Genomic DNA, 17724 nt, shown 5'->3' with positions numbered 1-17724 from the left:
TTTCTACAACTCTAGTCATCCACGGGCCGCGTGCGGTCTAGCAGCGAGGCGGTTCGCCACCGGCAGAAATCGAGTGCAGCGCATCGACCGCCTGCGTCAGCGTCTCCACCCTCACCAAGTCCATGCCGTCCTGGGGTGCCGACCGTGCTTCTGTGCAGTTGTCCGCGGGCACCAGGAACACCGAGGCGCCCGCTTCCTTGGCGGCGAGCATCTTGTGCGTGATGCCACCGATGGACCCGACCTTGCCCTCGCCGGTGATGGTTCCGGTGCCGGCGATGAACTTGCCGTCGTTGAGATCACCGGTGGTCAGCTTGTCGACGACGGCGAGGCTGAACATCAGCCCCGCCGAGGGGCCACCGATGTTGGCGAGGTTGAAGTCGATGTCGAACGGCGCCCATGGGGCGTCGAGCACACCGACGCCCAGGAATCCGTAGTCCCGGTCGGGGTTGTCGCCGAGGGTGATGGTCGCGACTCCGGGCGGCGCGTTCTTGCGGCGGTAGTCGATCACCAGCTGGTCACCCGGCTTGGTCTTCTTCAGAATGGCCTGGAACTCGTCGAGGTTGGCGACCGGCGTGCCGTTCACCCCGTCGATCGCGTCGCCGTCGTGCAGCTTGCCCGCCGACGGACCCGGATCGGTGACGCTCTGCACCGTCACCGCCACCGGGTACTTCAGGAAGGACAGAGCCGCGTACGCGGCGCTGTCCTCGGACTTCTTGAAATCGGAGTTGTTGGCCTCGTCGATGTCCTTCTTGGACTTGTCCGGCGGATACACCAGGTCGCGCGGAACCAGCTGCTCACGCCCCGACATCCACAACGCCATCGCCTGGCCCAGGGTCAGGCCGTCGCGCTGGGACACCGTGGTCATGTTCAGATGCCCCGAGGTGGGGTGGATGACCGAGTCGCCGGCCCCACCGGTGCTCTTTATATCGACGACCTGCTTGCCCTCGACCTCACCGAGCGTGTTGAAGGTCGGCCCCGGGCCCAGCGAGACGAAGGGCACCGTCACCACCGACAGCAGTACGCCGAACGCCACAATCGGCACCAGCGCAACCAGCAGCGTCAAAATCCGCCTGTTCACGCCGCCCACAGTAAAGCCTGCGCCATCGTGTTCACCCACAGCGTGACCCGCAGCCGCACCGAGGCACCCGGTCATGAGTACCGTTGTGGGTATGGCTGACCTGCCCTTCGGCTTCTCCGCCGGGGATGAACCCGACCGAGACAAAGACAAGAAGGACCCCGATCCGGGATCCGGCTCCGGCAACCCCGGACCAGGCCCGGGTTCGGATCCGTTCGGTTTCGGCATGGGCGGAGCCAACTTCGACATGGGCGATCTCGGCCAGATCTTCACGAAGCTCGGCGAGATGTTCAGCGGCGCAGGCAGCGCGATGGCCGGCGGCAAACAGTCCGGCCCGGTGAACTATGACCTGGCCCGGCAATTGGCATCCAACTCCATCGGGTTCGTCGCACCTGTTCCGGAAAAGACCACCGGCGCGGTCGCCGACGCGGTGCGGTTGGCCGAGACGTGGCTCGACGGGGTCACTCCGCTGCCGGCGGGCACCACCAGAACGGTGGCGTGGACTCCAAGCGACTGGCTGGACAACACCCTCGACACCTGGAAGCGGTTGTGCGACCCGGTGGCCGAACAGATTTCGTCGGTGTGGGCCTCGGCATTGCCCGAAGAGGCCAAGAGCATGGCCGGCCCGTTGCTGGCGATGATGTCGCAGATGGGCGGCATGGCATTCGGCTCCCAACTCGGCCAGGCGCTGGGCAAGCTGTCCCGCGAGGTGCTGACCTCCACCGACGTCGGCCTGCCGTTGGGCCCCAAGGGTGTCGCGGCGCTCATGCCCGAGGCCATCGAATCGCTGACCGAGGGGCTGGAACGTCCCCGCAGCGAGATCCTGACCTTCCTGGCCGCGCGCGAAGCTGCGCACCACCGGCTGTTCAGCCACGTGCCGTGGCTGTCGAGCCAGTTGCTCGGTGCCGTCGAGGCCTTCGCCAAGGGCATGAAGGTCGACATGACCGGGATCGAAGACTTCGCCCGCGGCTTCAACCCCGCCTCTCTCGGCGACCCCTCGGAGATGGAGCAGCTGCTCAACCAGGGCATCTTCGAACCGAAAGCCACCCCCGAGCAGGAAGCCGCGCTGGAGCGGTTGGAAACCCTGCTCGCGCTGATCGAGGGCTGGGTACAGACCGTCGTCACCGCGGCACTCGGTGATCGCATCCCAGGCGCCTCGGCACTGGCCGAGACCCTGCGCCGGCGTCGCGCCACCGGCGGGCCCGCCGAACAGACCTTCGCCACGCTCGTGGGCCTGGAACTTCGCCCCCGCAAGATGCGCGAAGCGGCGGCGCTGTGGGAACGGCTGACCCAGGCGGTCGGCACCGACGTCCGCGACAGTGTGTGGCAGCACCCCGACCTGCTGCCGAGCGCGGCCGATCTCGACGAGCCGGCCGGCTTCATCGACCGGATGGTCGGCGGCGACACCACCGGCCTCGACGATGCCTTCGAGCAGGCCATCGCAGATCTGGAAAAGGAACAGGGCGAGCGCGGCGACGACGACGGCAACGGCAACTGACCCCTGGACGACGGCCTGTGGATAACTGAAACGGCCGTACCCGCCGTCATGGCAGAGTCGTCGCATGACGCGCTACGTGCTCGCCTCGGGCCGGCCGATCCTGCTGCGTCCCGACGACGCGATTCAGCTGGGCTGGGACCCGAGGCGTGCGGTGCTGGTCCATCCGCCCGCAGGGATGACCCAGAAGCAACTGGCCGAACTACTGCGCGTGTTGCAGGCCGGCGCCACCCGCGACGAATTGATCACGGCAGCAGGATTATTCGACGATCCCGAACCGATCGATGAGTTGATCGACGGGCTCACCCAGATCGGGTTCCTCACGGCGCTGAACGTCCGGCCGTCACGACCGACCCGCTCGGCATCCATCCGTGTCCACGGCCGCGGCCCCCTGTCAGACCTGCTGGCCAACGGCCTGCGCTGCTCGGGCGCGAAGATCAGACACAGCACCAACCCGCACACCGGAAACGTGGCAGCATCTACCGACCTGGTGGTGCTGGCCGACGATCAGATCACCGACCCGCGGCTACTGCAGGACCTGCATCACGACGGCATCGCCCACCTGCCGGTGCGGGTCCGAGACGGTGCCGGGCTGGTAGGGCCGCTGGTGATCCCTGGTCTGACCAGCTGCCTGCATTGCGCTGATCTGCACCGCACCGATCGCGACGCGGCATGGCCGGCCGTGGCAACCCAACTGCGAGGCGCCGTCGGCAGTGCCAGCCGGGCGACCATCCTGGCCACCGCGGCGTTGGCGATGCATCAGGTAGACCTCGTGATCCGGGCCGTCCGCACCGGAGACGACCAGCCGGCGCCGGTCGCGCCGCCGACGCTGAACACCACCCTTGAACTCGACGCCGATGGATACTCGATCGTCGCGCGGCGCTGGTCCAGGCACCCCGACTGCCCATGTTGAAAACGATTGTTGCCAGTTGGTTGTGGGCGGTTCAGCCGAGTCGTGGATGATGGTCTGGTGACCGACATCAAACGGGGAAGCGTCGCACGCAATGCGAAGCTCGCCGGCCTGGCCGGCGGCATGGCGGGACGGGCCGCGCTGGGCTTCGGCAAGCGTCTGACCGGCAAGTCCAGGGACGAAGTCACTGCCGAATTGATGGACAAGGCCGCCCAACAACTGTTCACCGTCCTCGGTGAGCTCAAGGGCGGCGCGATGAAGGTGGGCCAGGCCCTGTCGGTGATGGAGGCAGCCATCCCCGAGCAGTACGGCAAGCCGTATCGCGAGGCACTCACCAAACTGCAACGGGAGGCGCCGCCGCTGCCCGCGCCCAAGGTGCACCGCATGCTCGACTCCCAGCTGGGCACCAAGTGGCGGGACCGGTTCAGCTCATTCGACGACACCCCGGTGGCCTCGGCCAGCATCGGCCAGGTCCACAAGGCAGTGTGGTCGGACGGACGTGAGGTGGCCGTCAAGATCCAGTACCCCGGCGCCGACGAGGCTCTGCGCGCCGACCTCAAGACCATCCAGCGCCTGGTCGGGGTGTTCAAGCAGCTGGCTCCCGGCGCAGACATCCAGGGTGTGGTCGACGAGCTGATCGAACGCACCGAGATGGAACTGGACTACCGGCTGGAAGCCGACAACCAGCGAGCGTTCGCCAAGGCCTACGAGAACGACCCGCATTTCGCGATTCCCCACATCGTGGCCAGCGCACCCAAGGTGGTGATCGCGGAATGGATGGAGGGCATCCCGATGTCGGCGATCATCCGCGACGGCACGCCCGAACAACGCGACCTGATGGGTACCCGGCTCACCGAGCTGACCTTCGGCGCGCCGAAACGCCTGGAGATGATGCACGGCGACGCGCATCCCGGAAACTTCATGCTGTTGCCCGACGGTCGGATGGGCGTCATCGACTTCGGCGCGGTCGCACCGTTGCCCGGCGGCCTGCCATACGCGCTGGGCGAGATGATCCGCTTGGCGCGCGACAAGAACTACGACGAGCTGCTCCCCGTGATGGAAGCTGCGGGCTTCATCCAGAAGGGTGAACAGGTCTCGATCGAGGAAGTCAACGACATGCTGCGCCAGTACGTCGAACCCATCGAGGTCGACGTCTTCCACTACACCCGACGGTGGTTGCAACGCATGGCCGCCGGGCAGATGGACAATTCGGTGGCGCAGATCAAGATGGCCCGCCAACTCGATCTGCCGGCGACCCTGGCGATCCCGGCCCGCGTGATCGCTTCGATAACCGCGATCTGCTGTCAGCTCGACGCCCATGTGCCCGTGAAAGACATTGCCACGCAATTTGTTCCGGGCTTCATCGAGGAAGCCGCCTGAGCGTCGACTCTGCGGTCAGGGTGTGAGAGTTCGAGAAGAACTCGCCCTGACCGCAGAGTCAACGCCGTTAAGCGGCGACCACGTTCTTACGCGGACGCCCACGCGGCCGCTTGCGGGCCACGATGCTTCCCCGGTCGAGGATCTCTCCGCCCCAAACGCCCCACGGCTCTTGCCGTTCCAGCGCGGCGGCCAGACACTCGCGGCGGATCGGGCAATCCGCGCACAGCGCCTTGGCCTGCTCCAGATCGACTGGACTCTCGGCGAACCACAGATCGGGATTCCCGATGTGGCACGGCACCGCCGGCAGCCGCTCCTCGCATGTCAACGGCGCGACGCTCACCTCCGGAGCGGTCATCGCAATGGACATGTGCTTATCCCCTACTTCCTGGTCGTAGTTGTCGGCGATCTGTCTTTTCGATGGATCTGCGACCAGGCTTCTTGGGGTGGAACAACTCCCAAAAAATTTGGCCACGGATCCGGTTGACTGCGGGTCCGTGGCCATTTGGCTGTGATGGGAGCTCTACCTAGTAGGGGCTCCGATCCACGGACGTGCCAGTCGCGGCGGCCGGACGGCGCTTGTGCTGCGGTGCAGCAGGAGCAGCGGCGGCGGCCAGCCATGCGGCGGCGGGGGCAGCGGGCGCGGCATGCCGACGTCCCTCCGGGGAGACGGGGGAAACGGCGACGGCGAGCACGGACGACGGCATGCCTGCAACCGCTACACCACTGAAATTAATGTTGCTATCCATTGCGGGCACCCTCCTTCCGTCTCGTCACCAGAGCTGTGTTACGAGGCTAAAGCCTAACAGCCAAATCGCACAACCTATTTTCTACCTGCGGTTTTGGCACAATCTTTACGAACTTTGGCGGCTCCGGACCAACTCGAGTACATCGGGGCCGTACTGCTCGAGCTTGCGGGCACCGATGCCGGGAAGGGCGACCAGTGCCGCCTCGTCGGCCGGAAGAGACTCGGCGATGGCGATCAGGGTGTTGTCGGTGAACACCACGTACGCAGGCACTTTCATCTCCTTGGAGACGCGCAGCCGCCACTCCTTGAGCTCGGCGAGCAGCTCCTCATCCAGGTCCGACGGACACGTTTCGCAGCGGCGCAACATGATCGCCGGAGGTGTCGTCAATGCGGCATTGCATACTCGGCACCGCGGTGCCGGACCACGTTGACGACGAGACCGATCCGGGCCGGGGCCGGACGAATTCTGCAGTTGCGGCGCGATGCCGTTGAGGAACCGCGACGGCCGGCGGCCCTGACGCCCGCCGGGAGTGCGGGCCAGCGCCCAACTGAGCCCAAGATGCACGCGGGCCCGGGTGACGCCGACATAGAGCAGCCGACGCTCCTCCTCCACCGGCTCGCTGTCGGGCCCGTGCGCAAGGGCATGGGAGATCGGCAACGTGTTGTCGGCCAGGCCGACCAGGAACACCGCATCCCACTCCAGGCCCTTGGCGGCGTGCAGCGATGCGAGTGTCACGCCCTGCACCACCGGTGGATGCCGGGAGTCGGCCCGTTGACGCAGCTCGGCGACCAGTGCCCGCAGATCCAGCTCCGGGCGCAGCGCAACCTCTTCGTCGACCAGTTCGGCCAACGCCGTCAGCGCTTCCCAACGTTCGCGGGCCTTGGCGCCGGCCGGGGGTTCGGCGGTCAGGCCGAGCGGTTCGATGAGCTCACGCACGAGGGCAGGCAGGTTGTCCTCGGGAACGTCACGTTCGGCGAAGCGCTGCATGGCCACCAGCGCCTGACGGATCTCCTGACGGCTGAAAAAGCCCTCACCGCCACGGACCTGGAATGCGACGCCGGCCTCGGTGAGCGCCTCCTCATACACCTCGGACTGCGCGTTGATCCGGTAGAGCACCGCGATTTCGGCCGGCTCCGTTCCGTTTTCGATCAGCTTCTTGATGGACCGGGCGACGGCGTTGGCCTCGGCCACCTCGTCGGGGTACTCCGAGAACGTCGGTTCGGGACCCGGATCGCGCTGCCCCACCAGATGCAGCTTGCTGCCGGCCATCCGCCCGCGTGCGGCCGCGATCACCCGGTTGGCCAGGGACACCACCTGCGGCGTGGAACGGTAGTCACGTTCCAGCCGGACCACCGAGGCGTCCGGGAAGCGCCGCGAGAAGTCCAACAGGAACCGCGGGGTGGCCCCGGTGAACGAATAGATCGTCTGGTTCGCGTCACCGACCACGGTGAGATCGTCGCGCTCCCCCAGCCAGGCGTCGAGCACCCGTTGCTGCAAGGGCGTGACGTCCTGGTATTCGTCGACGACGAAGCAGCGGTAGCGGTCGCGGAATTCCTGCGCGACAGCGGCGTCGTTCTCGATGGCCGCGGCGGTGTGCAACAGCAGATCGTCGAAATCCAGCAGCGCCGAGCCGTCCCGGCGAGCCTTGAGCGCCTCGTAACCGGAGTAGACGGCCGCGACCTTGGCCGCATCGAACGGAATGTCGCGGCCGACCTTGGCCACTGCGGTGCTGTAGCCCTCAGGGGTGATCAAAGATGCTTTGGCCCACTCGATTTCGCCGGCCAGGTCACGAACGTCGTCCGTGCTGGTCTGCATCCCGGCCCGGTTCGCGGCCTGCGCGACGACCGCAAACTTGCTGTCGAGCAGCTCCCAGCCGGTGTCACCGACCAGGCGCGGCCAGAAGTACTGCAGCTGCCGGCGCGCTGCCGCGTGAAACGTCACCGCCTGCACCGCCGCGGTGTTGACTCCCGACTCCTGACCCAATATCCGCAACCGGCTCCGCATCTCACCGGCGGCCCGCGCGGTGAACGTCACCGCGAGTACCTGGCTGGGCGCCACATGACCGCCGGCCACCAGATGGGCGATCCGGCGGGTGATGGTGCGGGTCTTGCCGGTACCCGCGCCGGCCAGTACGCAGACCGGGCCGCGGGCGGCCAACACGGCCTCCCGCTGCTCATCGTCCAGATCGCCCAGCGCGGGCGAGGGAGCCTCCAACGGCATGCGCTCCATGATGTCAGGGACCGGTGACTGTTCTGGGCCCGGCGTGGCCGTGGCCTACCGCTGCCGGCTCAGCCACTGGTCGAACGTGGTGGGCGCGACGCGGGCGTCGTCGCCGGGTAACAGCGCATTGCCCGACATCTCGACACCGAAGATCGATGACCACGTCGGCACCAGGGTCACGTCGCGGCCACGCACCGCCAAGGTTCGCCGGGCCATGTCCACGACATCCTCGGTCCGCGGGCCGGCCACGTCGCGGTAGCGGCCGTGCGGATCACCTACGACGATCTCGGCGAGCACGGCGGCGATGTCGTCGGGATCGATGGGCTGCACCAGAAGCGGGGCGATCGCCGCACGGCCGTCCTGTTCGGTCCAGCCCACCACCATCTCGGCGAAATCGTGGAACTGGGTGGCCGGCACGATCGTCCACGGCACCGGCCCGGCCTCGATCAGCCTCTCCTGCTCGCGTTTTCCGGCGTAGTGCGGATTTCCGTCGATGCCGTGGATGCCCACGATGGACAGCAGCACATGGTGAGCCACCCCGGCCCGCTTCTCTGCGGCGAGCAGGTTGGCCGTGGCAGTGCCCAGGTAGTCCACGGTGCGGTCCCGGTCGGCGGGTGGCGCGCTGATCGCGTCGACGACCGCATGGACGCCGGCCAGGGCAGCGTCGAGGCCCTCCCCGGTGGACAGGTCCACCCCGGCCGAGCGGCTGATCGCCACCACCTCATGTCCTGCCTCCTGCAGGGCCGCGACCACGCGCGCCCCGATGTTTCCCGTAGCTCCGGCAACTGCGATTCGCATGGTGTCTCCCGTCCTGGCCGATAGATTATCTCGGACTATATAGGTCCGTGATATCTGTAATACACTCCGGGCTGTGAAACTTCCCGTGGCCACCGAGTGGGCGCTGCACTGCGCGACGTCGCTGGCACAGCTCGAGCCCGGGACCAGCGCATCGGCCGCCGATCTCGCGGAGTATTTCGACCTGCCCGCGGCCTATCTGGCCAAGCAACTGCAGGCGTTGACGCGTGCAGGCGTGCTGACCGCGACAACCGGTCCGCGGGGCGGATTCCGACTGGGGCGCGCGCCGGCCGACATCACGCTGTTGCAGATCGTCGAGGCCGTCGACGGCGCCTCCCGTCCGTACGAATGCCGGGAGATCCGCCAGCAGGGCCGGGGCGCGCTGCCTGCCAGTTGGTGTCGCCACGAATGCATCCTGGCCGTGAAAATGGCGGAGGCACACCAGGCCTGGCAGGCCAGCCTCGACGGTGTCACGCTTGCCGACATCCTCGCCGACATCCCGGCCGCAGCGCCGGCCCGCACCCGAAAGTTGTTGGGACGGCGGGGCTGACACCCGGGTCAGGCCACGGCGAGCAGCCGGCGCAGCTCCTCGCGGCCGTCGTCATCGAGGGGTAGCAGCGGAAGCCGCGGCACTCCGACGCCCTGGCCCAACAGCTCGAGCCCGCCTTTGACCGTGGTGGGCAGACCGCCGGCCACGATGAACTCCAACAGCGGACGCAAATCCTCGTACAACTCCTCGGCCCGGCCCTTGTCGCCCGCGCGAATCGCCTCGTAGAGAGCCAGGCACGGCTCCGGGCGCAGGTTCGGCGCCGCGGTGCACCACCCTTTTGCTCCGGCGTTGAAAGCCTTGAGCGCCAACGGGTTGTTGCCGTTGTAGAAGGGCAGCTGCCCATCGCTCAACTCGGCAATCCGGTGCATCCGCGACAGGTCGCCGGTGGATTCCTTGACCATGGTGACATTGTCGATGTCCTCGAACATCTGAACCAACAGCTCCGGCTGCATGTCGATGCCACTGGTGGCCGGGTTGTTGTAGACCATGATCGGAATGCCGATCGCGGCGCCGACCGCGGCGTAATGCTGGGCGATCTCGCGTTCGGACAGCTTCCAGTACGAGATCGGCAGCACCATCACGGCATCCGCACCGGCCCGCTCGGCGTACTGGGCCCGGCGAATGGTGTTGGCGGTGGTGAGATCTGACGCGCCGATGATGACGGGCACCCGGCGGTCCACCACGCCGATGGTGGTGTCGATGACGGTATCGAACTCGGCCTCGGCGAGGTAGGCCGACTCACCGGTGCTGCCGAGTGGGACGATCCCGTGCGCGCCGCCGGTGACCAGGCGGTCGACCAGGGCGGCGAGCTTGGGGGTGTCGACCTGGTTGTCCTCGGTGAACGGCGTTACCGGATAGGCGAGAATTCCGTGGATCTCGGTGCTGGAGGGCATCGTGGTGTCCTTCTTTCGTGTCGTTGTGGGCCGGTCGGACGGATCAACTGGTCAGCGCGTCGGGATGGTTGCGCAGCGCACGTCGGGCGTAGTAAGCGAAATTGGCCTGGCTGCGCTTGGGCCGCAACGTCCAGTCGTGGGCCTCACGCGCCAACCGGGGCGGCAGGTCGGCGATCGTTCCGGCCGCCATGGCGGCCAGTTGCAGCTTGGCGCCGCGTTCGATCAGCATCGCCAGTGAGCACGATTCCTCGATGCTGGCCCCGGCGATCACATGGCCATGGTGAGCCAAGAGGATGGCCTTCTTGTCCCCCAGTGCGGCACTGATGATCTCGCCCTCTTCGTTACCCACCGGAACGCCGGGCCAATCGGCCAGGAAGGCGCAATCGTCGTACAGCGGGGCGATGTCCATCTGCGACACCTGCAACGGAACTTCCAGCATCGACAATGCGGCGACGTGGAACGGGTGAGTGTGCACGATGCACTGGACGTCGGGCCGCGCGCGGTAGATCCAGCTGTGGAAGCGGTTGGCGGGGTTCGCCATTCCGCCCCCCTCGAGGACGTTGAGATCTTCGTCGACGAGCAGCAGATTGTCTTCGGTGATCTCGTCGAAACCCAGTCCCAGGCGTTGGGTGTAGTACGTACCCGGTTCCTCGGCGCGCGCGGTGATCTGGCCGGCCAGGCCCGAGTCGTGGCCCGCGTCGAACAGGGCCCGGCAGGTCAAGGCCAGCTTCTGCCGTGTCGTCAGCGTGGACTCCTCGATATGGGTGGACAACCCGTCGAGCGCACGCTGCATCAGAACTTGTTTCGAATCACCAAGCGTGGTGGTCATCTCGGCGTTCCTTTCCGTATTGCGGGACCGAAGACACAACACGAACAGTAGGACACTTTGTGTCTTCAAGTCAACGGTCGCGGCCAGGCCGAAAAGTGTCCGTCGCATCAGACGGCACCGCCGCCCCCACCGGTCCATCGGCAACCGAAACAATCGCGCGCCTACAAGCCGACGGCACAAGGGTGATCATCAACAAGGTCGGCACGGTCGTGGTCCGCCCTCAGGCGAAGACGGTCACCATCCACGGCCTACCGGATTTCGAACCGATCCCCACAGTGCACGTCAACCTCAAGTGCTGACGGTCCACCGCTGGAGCCCGGAGCGCGAGCTGTCAGCGATTACGGCCGTACTCGGTGTGGGTGATCACCAGAACCTCACTGGGCGTGCCGCCTCGCTGCCGAAGTTGGTGCGGCAGCGAGGCGTCGAAATAGGCGCAATCACCGGGCTCCAAGACGACCGACTCGTCCTGGTACCGCAACTCCACAGTTCCGGCGTGGACGAACACCAACTCCTGCCCGGCATGCTCCGGATGAGGATGCTCGGCGAACTTGAGAGTGGGGCGCACGACGAACGGCGACATCGACTTCCCGAGCATCCCCGCGGCCACGGCGTGGTATCGGCTACTTGCTCGCTCGCCGGCCCGGTCAACCGATATTGTCGTGACGGCTGGATCCTCTGAAAACAGCTGTGCGACATCGACGTCGAGCGCACGCGCGACCTTCATCGCCACCGCAATCGACGGCGTGGAACGCTGTCGCTCGACCTTGGACAGGTAGCTCTTGGTCAATCCGGTTGCCTCGGCGAGCTCTTCGAGCGTCATACCCCGCTGTTGACGCACAGCCCGCAACAAGGCGCTCATGACACCTCCCGAGGCAAGCCAACGATCGACATGACCACATGGTCGCATATGACAGCCAGTGTCATATGGTCGACATTCCGATCGCTAGCCACCGGTGGCAGTGACCAACGCCCACAACCCATCTGCGCCCGTCCCGGTGGCGTGGTCGGTCAGGACCTCGTCCCAGTGGGCCACCGAACCGTACTCCGAACGCCAGGCCAGGGCAGGCATGGTGAACTCGTGCAAGCGGTGTTCTTTGGTGGTGCCGATCGCACCGTGCACCTGATGAGCATTGCGCACCACGACGGAAGCAGCATGCCCGGCACATGAACGCGCAACCGCGACAAGGAAATCCAGGTGTGGCGAGGACCAATCCGAGCGCAGCGCCTCGGCGAGTGCACCGTCGGTGGCAGCGCGGGCCAGTGCCGACTCGGCAGCGATGTCGGCCACGAGGTTCTGCACGGCCTGAAACTTGGCGAGCGGCCTGCCGAACTGAGTGCGTTCGCGGGAATGCGCAACCGACAGCGCCAGGATCCGGTCCAGTGCGGCGCAGACTTGAACGGCCCGCACCAGGGCCGCCCGTCGCATGAACTGTGCGACCGCCTCGTCGGGTACCGGGCTGCCGGTCAACGCCGCCAGGTCCACCCTGACGTCATCTCGCGGCTCTCCCGCGTTGTTGTGGCCCGCGGTAATCGACAACGACGATGCCGCCACGTCGGCCACTTGGTAGCCGGTTGCGCTCTGCCACAGCAGCACCACCGACTCGGAGTCGGCCGCCCATGGCACATCGCGCGCGGCACCGTCGTCGTCGAGCAGGCAGGCGGTGCGCCGGGCGTCATCGACCGGCAGGCCCACAGTGTCCAACAGCCAACAGGCCAGCAGATCATGCTCGGCCAGAGGGATTCTCACGCCGTTCCAGACAGCGGCACGCAGTAATTCGGCGGCCTCGGCCCAGCCCGCGCCACTGCCGCCGGACTCCTCGGATCCGGTGAGCCGGACCAGACCGAGTTCGTCGAGCCGGCTCCACAACTCCGCCACGCCCTCACCTGGTTCATGCTGCTCCCGGTGCGCGGCGAAGACCGCCGACATCATCTCCACCAGTTCAGCATCGACGGCACTCATGAGCGCAACCCCAGTCCCCTCGCAATGACCCCACGCAACACCTCATTGGTGCCGCCGCGCAGCGTGAACCCCGGGCGCTGCACCACGGCATCGGCCAGCATGGTGCGGTAACCCTCGTCGTCGGTCTCACCGAGAACATCGGCGAAGTCGGCGACATCACCCTCGGTGGATGTTCCGAGCACCTTGACCACGGCAGCCGCTGTATCGGCCGATTCATGGCGTTCCAGCGCACCGGCGACCGCCATCGACATCTGGTGCAGGCCGGCGATGCGGGCCAGGTAGCGCCCCAGATCGGTGTGCCGGGGCAGAGATCCGTCGCGCATGTGGGTGGCCATGTCCGCCAGGAGCGGGAACGTCGACAGGAAACGTTCGGGACCACTGCGTTCGAAGCTGAGCTCCGAGGTCACCTGCTGCCAACCGTTGCCGATGGTGCCGAACACCATGGCGTCGGGCACGAACACCTCATCGAGGATCACCTCGTTGAAATGGTGCTTTCCGTTCATCGAGATGATGGGTCGGATATCGACGCCGGGGGCGTGCAGATCGACGATGAACTGACTCAGACCGTCGTGGCGATGCGTCGGGTCCACCGGTGCATCACGCGCCAGGCAGATGAAAGCGTGGGCCAGATGCGCCCCGGAGGTCCACACCTTGGCGCCCGTGATCACCCAACCACCGTCAACCTGGACAGCCCTGGTGCGCACGCTGGCCAGATCCGACCCGGAATCCGGCTCGCTCATCCCGATTCCGAAGTAGCACTCACCTTTGGCTATGGCCGGCAAGAACTTTCGTCGCTGCACCTCGGTGCCGTACTTGAGCAACGACGGAACGATCTGGCGGTCGGCGATCCAGTGGGCCCCGACCGGAGCTCCGGCGGCCAGCAGTTCTTCGGTGACCACGAACCGTTCCTGATGACTGCGCCCGTGCCCGCCGTACTCGACCGGCACCGTCATGCCCAACCAACCGCGGGCGGCCAACGCCCGGCTGAAGTCCTCGTCCCAACCGGTCAGCCAGCTGTCGGCGTACCGGCCGATCTTGCCGGTCCGCTGCTGCTCGGTGACGAACTGGCGCACCTGCAACCGCAACTCATCGAGCACATGCGGGTCACCGGCCACCGGCGGCACCAATCGGGTCATGTTCAGCTCCGTCCCACTGCGGATTAGCAACTTACCGGTGAGTGCCGGAGACCTGCGTCACCGCGGGCATGAGACAGCGGTTCGGCTACGTTATGTGCACTATGACCGCTACACCGGCTTTGACCATGTACACCACCACCTGGTGCGGCTACTGCTCGCGACTCAAAATGGCACTGAAGTCTGAGGGCATCGCGTGGACCGAGGTCGACATCGAGCAGGATCCGACCGCCGCCGAGTTCGTCGGCTCGGTGAACGGGGGCAACCACGTGGTGCCCACGGTGAAGTTCGCCGACGGGTCGACGCTGACCAATCCCACGATCAAGCAGGTCAAGGCCAAACTCGCCTGATCCCGCGTGCGCGGATCGGGCAGCCCCTAGTCCAGGGCGGCCCAGGACTCGATGATCTCGCGCGCAATCGAGATAGATCCCGGCAGTAGCAGTCTCGAACGTGAATCGCCTTCGGCTGCGCTCCAGTCACCCTGATCCAGCGCCTCACGGATCTCGGCGCGAGTGAACCAGTCGGCCTCGGCGATCTCGCCGTCGTTGAACGAGAACGGCTGCTCCGGATCGGCGGTGGCATGGAACCCGACCATCAGCGACCTCGGGAACGGCCACGGCTGACTGCCGAGGTACTGCACGTCGGTGACCGTGAGGCCGACCTCCTCGGCGATCTCACGCACCACACAGGCCTCGAAGGATTCACCGGCCTCGACGAAACCGGCCAGGATCGAGAACAACCGCTCCGGCCACGCGGTCTGCCGGGCCAAGACCGCACGATCATGGCCGTCGTGGACCAGACAGATCACCGCAGGATCGATACGCGGGAACTCTTCATGGCCGCTGACCGGGTCGATCCGTGACCAGCCGCCCTTCGCCGACTTCGTCGCCGCACCGTCCACCGCACTGAACCTGGCCCGGTCATGCCAGTTCAGCAGTGCCGTCGCGGTCGCCACCAGCTGGGCGCTGGTGTCGTCGAACACCTCGCCGGCCCGACGCAGGTCGAGCACCTCGGCAGGTACATCGGGATCCTCGGGGCCCTCCAGCGCGCTGCGGATACCCCAGACGTGCCTGCCGTCGCCCAGCCGACCCAGGAACACCGCCTGCTCCGGCGGCTTGTCGGTGCCCAGGCTCGACGCCTTGCCGAGCACCACCTGGCCGTTCGAGATCAGCACTTGATTGCGTCGGTCGACACGCAGCAAAAGCGCGTCCTTCCAGCCCTCGGTCGCGGCGTCGACGTCGGTGCGCAGCGTGTCGGCCCGATCGGCGCCGACACGCGAGAGCAAGGGAACGTTGCGCAGGCCGAAGGTTCTGCGCTCCAGATCACCCGATGTCATCGCTCGGCATCCGCGCTGCGGATGTAGAGCAACCTGTCGCCGGCCTCCAACGCATCCACCTCCGGGGCATCGACGCGCACCAGCCGGCCGTCCCGCACCACACCCAGCACGATGTCGTGCAGATGCCGCGGCGAGCCCCCCTCCTCCTTGGGCGTCACCTCGCGCTCTGCGATGGCGAAGCCGGCATCGGGGGTCAGCAGATCCTCCATCATCTCCACCACGCTCGGGGTCTGCGTCGCGATACCGAGCAGCCGGCCGGCGGTCTCGGAGGACACCACGGTGGAGTCCGCACCGGACTGCTTGAGCAGATGCAGGTTGTCGGATTCCCGCACCGCCGCGATGATCTTGGCCTTGGGCGCCAACTCGCGGGCCGTCAACGTCACCAGCACCGCGCTGGCGTCGTTGTCCGCGGCGACGATGATCGACTTGGCGTGCTGGGCCCCGGCCAGCCGCAGCACACCGGAATTCGTGGCGTCGCCGTGCACGGTCACCAGCCCGGCGCCCTTGGCGCGTTCCAGCGCGGCGGCACTCTCGTCGACGACGACGATGTCGGCCGGCGAGACCTCGTCGCCGACCATCGCGGCGACCGCCGTCCGGCCCTTGGTGCCGTATCCGACGACGACGGTGTGGTTGCGCACTTTGTTCCTCCATCGCTGAATCTTCAGCGCCTGCCGCGATTGGGTGGTCAGGGTTTCCACGGTGGTACCGATGAGCACGATCAGGAAAGCCACCCGCAGCGGCGTGATGACGATGACGTTGACCAGACGCGCCGTATCCGAATACGGCGTGATGTCGCCGTAGCCGGTCGTCGACAGTGACACCGTCGCGTAGTACAGGCAGTCCAGGAACGAGAGCGGATTGTTCGCATCCGGGGCGCTGTCGTTGTCCCGGTACCCGTACCGGTCCGCGTAGACGATGAGCACCGCGGCGAACAGCGCGCCCAGCGCGTACAGCACCCGCATGATGATCTTGCGAGCCGGACTGACGAACGGCTCGGGGATACGCAACACGTCGACGAGCGCGGCGTCCGGACGCGAGGTCAGGTTCGAGTCGATCGCGGCGAGTCGGCGCCGCAGCCTGCCTTTAGCCACGCGAACCCGTCATCGAGCAAAGCGCCCCGGGACGCGCCGGGATCAATCTGATCAGACGCACGCCACAATGTAACCATGACTGCACCCGAGCCTCAGCGGATCTCCACCGCACCCGCCGCCCAACGGATGGCCGCCCTGCTCCTGGGCATGGGGGTTCTGCACTTCGTGGCACCCAAACCATTCGACTCGATCATTCCGGCCGAGTTGCCCGGCACCCCGCGCTTCTACACCTACGCCTCCGGCGTCGGCGAGCTCGCCACCGGCGCGCTGCTGGCCGCACCCCGCACTCGGCGGCTGGGCGCGCTGGCCGCGGTGGCCCTGTTCGTCGCGGTGTTCCCGGGCAACGTCAACATGGTGCGGTTGTGGTGGGACAAGCCATGGCCGATGCGCATCGGGGCGATCGCCCGGCTGCCACTGCAGATCCCGATGATCACCTCGGCCCTGCGGATCTACCGCAACTCCTAGCCGATCCGGCCAGAACACCTGGGCTCCAACTGGTTTCGCTACCAGCCCGGCCCCGGGAACGTCTGCAACCAAGTTTGGCAAGGCTATCGTTGCTGGTGGCGTCCAGTTTTCGCCGATACCGTCGGACCGTGACGAACCTCAGCCATCCGTCCGAACCGCACGTGGGTTCACTGTCGTCCAAGCTGAACTGGCTTCGCGCCGGAGTTCTGGGCTCCAACGACGGCATCGTCTCCACCGCGGGCATCGTCGTCGGCGTGGCTGCCGCCACGGTGGACAAAGCGCCCATCCTGACTGCCGGCATCGCCGGCCTGGCCGCAGGAGCGGTCTCGATGGCGCTGGGTGAATACGTCTCTGTGAGCACGCAACGCGACACCGAGCGCGCATTGCTGCGCAAGGAACGCCGCGAGTTGCGCGACGACCCGGCCGCCGAACTGGACGAGTTGGCGTCGCTGTACGAGGCGAAGGGCCTGTCAACGGCCACCGCGCGCACCGTGGCCGAGGAACTCACCGATCACGACGCCTTTGCCGCACACGCCGAGGTCGAATTGGGGCTCGATCCCAAAGACTTGACCAATCCGTGGCAGGCTGCCGCGTCCTCGGCGCTGTCGTTCACCATCGGCGCGCTGTTGCCGTTGATCGCGATCCTGGTTCCGCCGACCACATGGCGGATCCCTGTGACCGCCGCGGCCGTGCTGCTGGCGCTGATGCTCACCGGAGCGGTGTCGGCCGGGCTGGGTGGGGCGCCCAGAGGACGGGCGGTGCTGCGCAACGTGATCGGCGGCGGCTTGGCCCTGGCGATCACCTACCTGATCGGCCTGCTGGTCGGGACCACGCTCGCCTGACGGC

At 66.7% G+C, this 17724-nt stretch carries 20 protein-coding genes; 8 read left to right on the top strand and 12 right to left on the bottom strand.

From position 1 onward, the window contains the following. Positions 1-37: 37 nt before the first annotated feature. Entirely contained in the window at positions 38-1078 is a 1041-nt protein-coding gene (locus QQ25_RS10065) for a YlbL family protein (RefSeq protein WP_039318556.1), read from the bottom strand. A 91-nt stretch (positions 1079-1169) separates the two neighbouring features. Here QQ25_RS10065 and QQ25_RS10060 point away from each other — a divergent pair, with 91 nt between their 5' ends. The 3 genes from QQ25_RS10060 to QQ25_RS10050 all read left to right on the top strand — a co-directional run bounded on the left by QQ25_RS10060 (position 1170) and on the right by QQ25_RS10050 (position 4860). After that, positions 1170-2573: a zinc-dependent metalloprotease gene (locus QQ25_RS10060; RefSeq protein WP_039317737.1), complete on the top strand. Its 1404-nt coding sequence runs from the start codon at positions 1170-1172 to the stop codon at positions 2571-2573. A gap of 64 nt (positions 2574-2637) precedes the next feature. Continuing rightward, a complete protein-coding gene (locus QQ25_RS10055; RefSeq protein WP_039378466.1) occupies positions 2638-3483 on the top strand; it encodes a bacteriocin biosynthesis cyclodehydratase domain-containing protein in 846 nt (281 codons plus the stop codon). A 42-nt stretch (positions 3484-3525) separates the two neighbouring features. Beyond that, the gene (locus QQ25_RS10050; RefSeq protein WP_039317731.1) at positions 3526-4860 is read left to right on the top strand and encodes a macrolide-binding ATPase MABP-1; all 1335 of its coding nucleotides are present in this window, start codon (positions 3526-3528) and stop codon (positions 4858-4860) included. Positions 4861-4927: 67 nt separating this feature from the next. On the opposite strand, the gene QQ25_RS10045 is transcribed toward QQ25_RS10050, so the two are convergent. From QQ25_RS10045 to QQ25_RS10035, 4 genes are all read right to left on the bottom strand, one after another. Next, positions 4928-5227, bottom strand: coding sequence for a WhiB family transcriptional regulator (locus QQ25_RS10045; RefSeq protein WP_029106575.1), 300 nt, complete (start codon positions 5225-5227; stop codon positions 4928-4930). Positions 5228-5384: 157 nt separating this feature from the next. Continuing rightward, positions 5385-5606 (bottom strand): hypothetical protein, encoded by a 222-nt coding sequence (locus QQ25_RS30830; RefSeq protein WP_131546141.1) that lies wholly within the window; start codon positions 5604-5606, stop codon positions 5385-5387. A 105-nt stretch (positions 5607-5711) separates the two neighbouring features. Then, on the bottom strand, positions 5712-7835 hold the full coding sequence (locus QQ25_RS10040) for an ATP-dependent DNA helicase UvrD2 (protein ID WP_052235730.1): 2124 nt from the start codon (positions 7833-7835) through the stop codon (positions 5712-5714). A gap of 45 nt (positions 7836-7880) precedes the next feature. Beyond that, a complete protein-coding gene (locus QQ25_RS10035) occupies positions 7881-8624 on the bottom strand; it encodes an SDR family oxidoreductase (RefSeq protein WP_039378464.1) in 744 nt (247 codons plus the stop codon). Positions 8625-8697: 73 nt separating this feature from the next. Between QQ25_RS10035 and QQ25_RS10030 the strand changes: the two genes are divergently transcribed. Then, positions 8698-9171: an RrF2 family transcriptional regulator gene (locus QQ25_RS10030; RefSeq protein ID WP_039378463.1), complete on the top strand. Its 474-nt coding sequence runs from the start codon at positions 8698-8700 to the stop codon at positions 9169-9171. Between the two features lie 8 nt (positions 9172-9179). Here the strand turns inward: QQ25_RS10030 and QQ25_RS10025 are convergent, their stop codons facing one another. Both QQ25_RS10025 and QQ25_RS10020 read right to left on the bottom strand, forming a co-directional pair. Continuing rightward, the gene (locus QQ25_RS10025) at positions 9180-10064 is read right to left on the bottom strand and encodes a dihydrodipicolinate synthase family protein (RefSeq protein ID WP_039378462.1); all 885 of its coding nucleotides are present in this window, start codon (positions 10062-10064) and stop codon (positions 9180-9182) included. A 43-nt stretch (positions 10065-10107) separates the two neighbouring features. After that, positions 10108-10893, bottom strand: a complete 786-nt coding sequence (locus tag QQ25_RS10020; RefSeq protein ID WP_039378460.1) for an aldolase — start codon at positions 10891-10893, stop codon at positions 10108-10110. A 95-nt stretch (positions 10894-10988) separates the two neighbouring features. Here QQ25_RS10020 and QQ25_RS10015 point away from each other — a divergent pair, with 95 nt between their 5' ends. Continuing rightward, positions 10989-11192, top strand: coding sequence for a hypothetical protein (locus tag QQ25_RS10015; RefSeq protein ID WP_039378458.1), 204 nt, complete (start codon positions 10989-10991; stop codon positions 11190-11192). A gap of 32 nt (positions 11193-11224) precedes the next feature. On the opposite strand, the gene QQ25_RS10010 is transcribed toward QQ25_RS10015, so the two are convergent. The 3 genes from QQ25_RS10010 to QQ25_RS10000 form a co-directional block, all read right to left on the bottom strand. Next, positions 11225-11752, bottom strand: a complete 528-nt coding sequence (locus QQ25_RS10010) for a helix-turn-helix domain-containing protein (RefSeq protein WP_039378456.1) — start codon at positions 11750-11752, stop codon at positions 11225-11227. 84 nt (positions 11753-11836) lie between these two features. Next, on the bottom strand, positions 11837-12853 hold the full coding sequence (locus QQ25_RS10005; RefSeq protein WP_039378455.1) for an acyl-CoA dehydrogenase family protein: 1017 nt from the start codon (positions 12851-12853) through the stop codon (positions 11837-11839). Beyond that, positions 12850-13995 carry an acyl-CoA dehydrogenase family protein gene (locus QQ25_RS10000; protein WP_039378685.1) on the bottom strand — a complete coding sequence of 382 codons (1146 nt, stop codon included), beginning with the start codon at positions 13993-13995 and terminating at the stop codon, positions 12850-12852. Before QQ25_RS10000 ends, QQ25_RS10005 begins: the two co-directional genes overlap by 4 nt. A 95-nt stretch (positions 13996-14090) precedes the next feature. Between QQ25_RS10000 and mrx1 the strand changes: the two genes are divergently transcribed. Next, complete coding sequence (gene mrx1 / locus QQ25_RS09995) at positions 14091-14336, top strand: mycoredoxin Mrx1 (protein WP_039378454.1); 246 nt, start codon at positions 14091-14093, stop codon at positions 14334-14336. 26 nt (positions 14337-14362) lie between these two features. Here mrx1 and nudC read toward each other — a convergent pair whose 3' ends face one another. Both nudC and QQ25_RS09985 read right to left on the bottom strand, forming a co-directional pair. Continuing rightward, positions 14363-15322, bottom strand: coding sequence for an NAD(+) diphosphatase (gene nudC / locus QQ25_RS09990; protein WP_039378452.1), 960 nt, complete (start codon positions 15320-15322; stop codon positions 14363-14365). Then, positions 15319-16413 carry a potassium channel family protein gene (locus QQ25_RS09985; RefSeq protein WP_039378450.1) on the bottom strand — a complete coding sequence of 365 codons (1095 nt, stop codon included), beginning with the start codon at positions 16411-16413 and terminating at the stop codon, positions 15319-15321. Before QQ25_RS09985 ends, nudC begins: the two co-directional genes overlap by 4 nt. Before the next feature lie 75 nt (positions 16414-16488). Here QQ25_RS09985 and QQ25_RS09980 point away from each other — a divergent pair, with 75 nt between their 5' ends. Then, positions 16489-16878 carry a DoxX family protein gene (locus QQ25_RS09980; protein ID WP_039317701.1) on the top strand — a complete coding sequence of 130 codons (390 nt, stop codon included), beginning with the start codon at positions 16489-16491 and terminating at the stop codon, positions 16876-16878. Between the two features lie 128 nt (positions 16879-17006). Beyond that, positions 17007-17720: a VIT1/CCC1 transporter family protein gene (locus QQ25_RS09975; RefSeq protein ID WP_039378449.1), complete on the top strand. Its 714-nt coding sequence runs from the start codon at positions 17007-17009 to the stop codon at positions 17718-17720. The last annotated feature ends 4 nt before the right edge of the window (positions 17721-17724 follow it).

Source organism: Mycolicibacterium setense (assembly GCF_000805385.1).
GTDB classification, from domain to species: domain Bacteria; phylum Actinomycetota; class Actinomycetes; order Mycobacteriales; family Mycobacteriaceae; genus Mycobacterium; species Mycobacterium setense.
This window is presented reverse-complemented; position numbering and strand designations above follow the sequence as displayed.

Coding starts and splice junctions, on each gene's coding strand:
- QQ25_RS10060 (WP_039317737.1), top strand. CDS start 1,170: ATGGCTGACCTGCCCTTCGGCTTCTCCGCCGGGGATGAACCCGACCGA.
- QQ25_RS10055 (WP_039378466.1), top strand. CDS start 2,638: ATGACGCGCTACGTGCTCGCCTCGGGCCGGCCGATCCTGCTGCGTCCC.
- QQ25_RS10045 (WP_029106575.1), bottom strand. CDS start 5,227: ATGTCCATTGCGATGACCGCTCCGGAGGTGAGCGTCGCGCCGTTGACA.
- QQ25_RS30830 (WP_131546141.1), bottom strand. CDS start 5,606: ATGGATAGCAACATTAATTTCAGTGGTGTAGCGGTTGCAGGCATGCCG.
- QQ25_RS10040 (WP_052235730.1), bottom strand. CDS start 7,835: ATGGAGCGCATGCCGTTGGAGGCTCCCTCGCCCGCGCTGGGCGATCTG.
- QQ25_RS10035 (WP_039378464.1), bottom strand. CDS start 8,624: ATGCGAATCGCAGTTGCCGGAGCTACGGGAAACATCGGGGCGCGCGTG.
- QQ25_RS10025 (WP_039378462.1), bottom strand. CDS start 10,064: ATGCCCTCCAGCACCGAGATCCACGGAATTCTCGCCTATCCGGTAACG.
- QQ25_RS10020 (WP_039378460.1), bottom strand. CDS start 10,893: ATGACCACCACGCTTGGTGATTCGAAACAAGTTCTGATGCAGCGTGCG.
- QQ25_RS10010 (WP_039378456.1), bottom strand. CDS start 11,752: ATGAGCGCCTTGTTGCGGGCTGTGCGTCAACAGCGGGGTATGACGCTC.
- QQ25_RS10005 (WP_039378455.1), bottom strand. CDS start 12,853: ATGAGTGCCGTCGATGCTGAACTGGTGGAGATGATGTCGGCGGTCTTC.
- mrx1 (WP_039378454.1), top strand. CDS start 14,091: ATGACCGCTACACCGGCTTTGACCATGTACACCACCACCTGGTGCGGC.
- nudC (WP_039378452.1), bottom strand. CDS start 15,322: ATGACATCGGGTGATCTGGAGCGCAGAACCTTCGGCCTGCGCAACGTT.
- QQ25_RS09980 (WP_039317701.1), top strand. CDS start 16,489: ATGACTGCACCCGAGCCTCAGCGGATCTCCACCGCACCCGCCGCCCAA.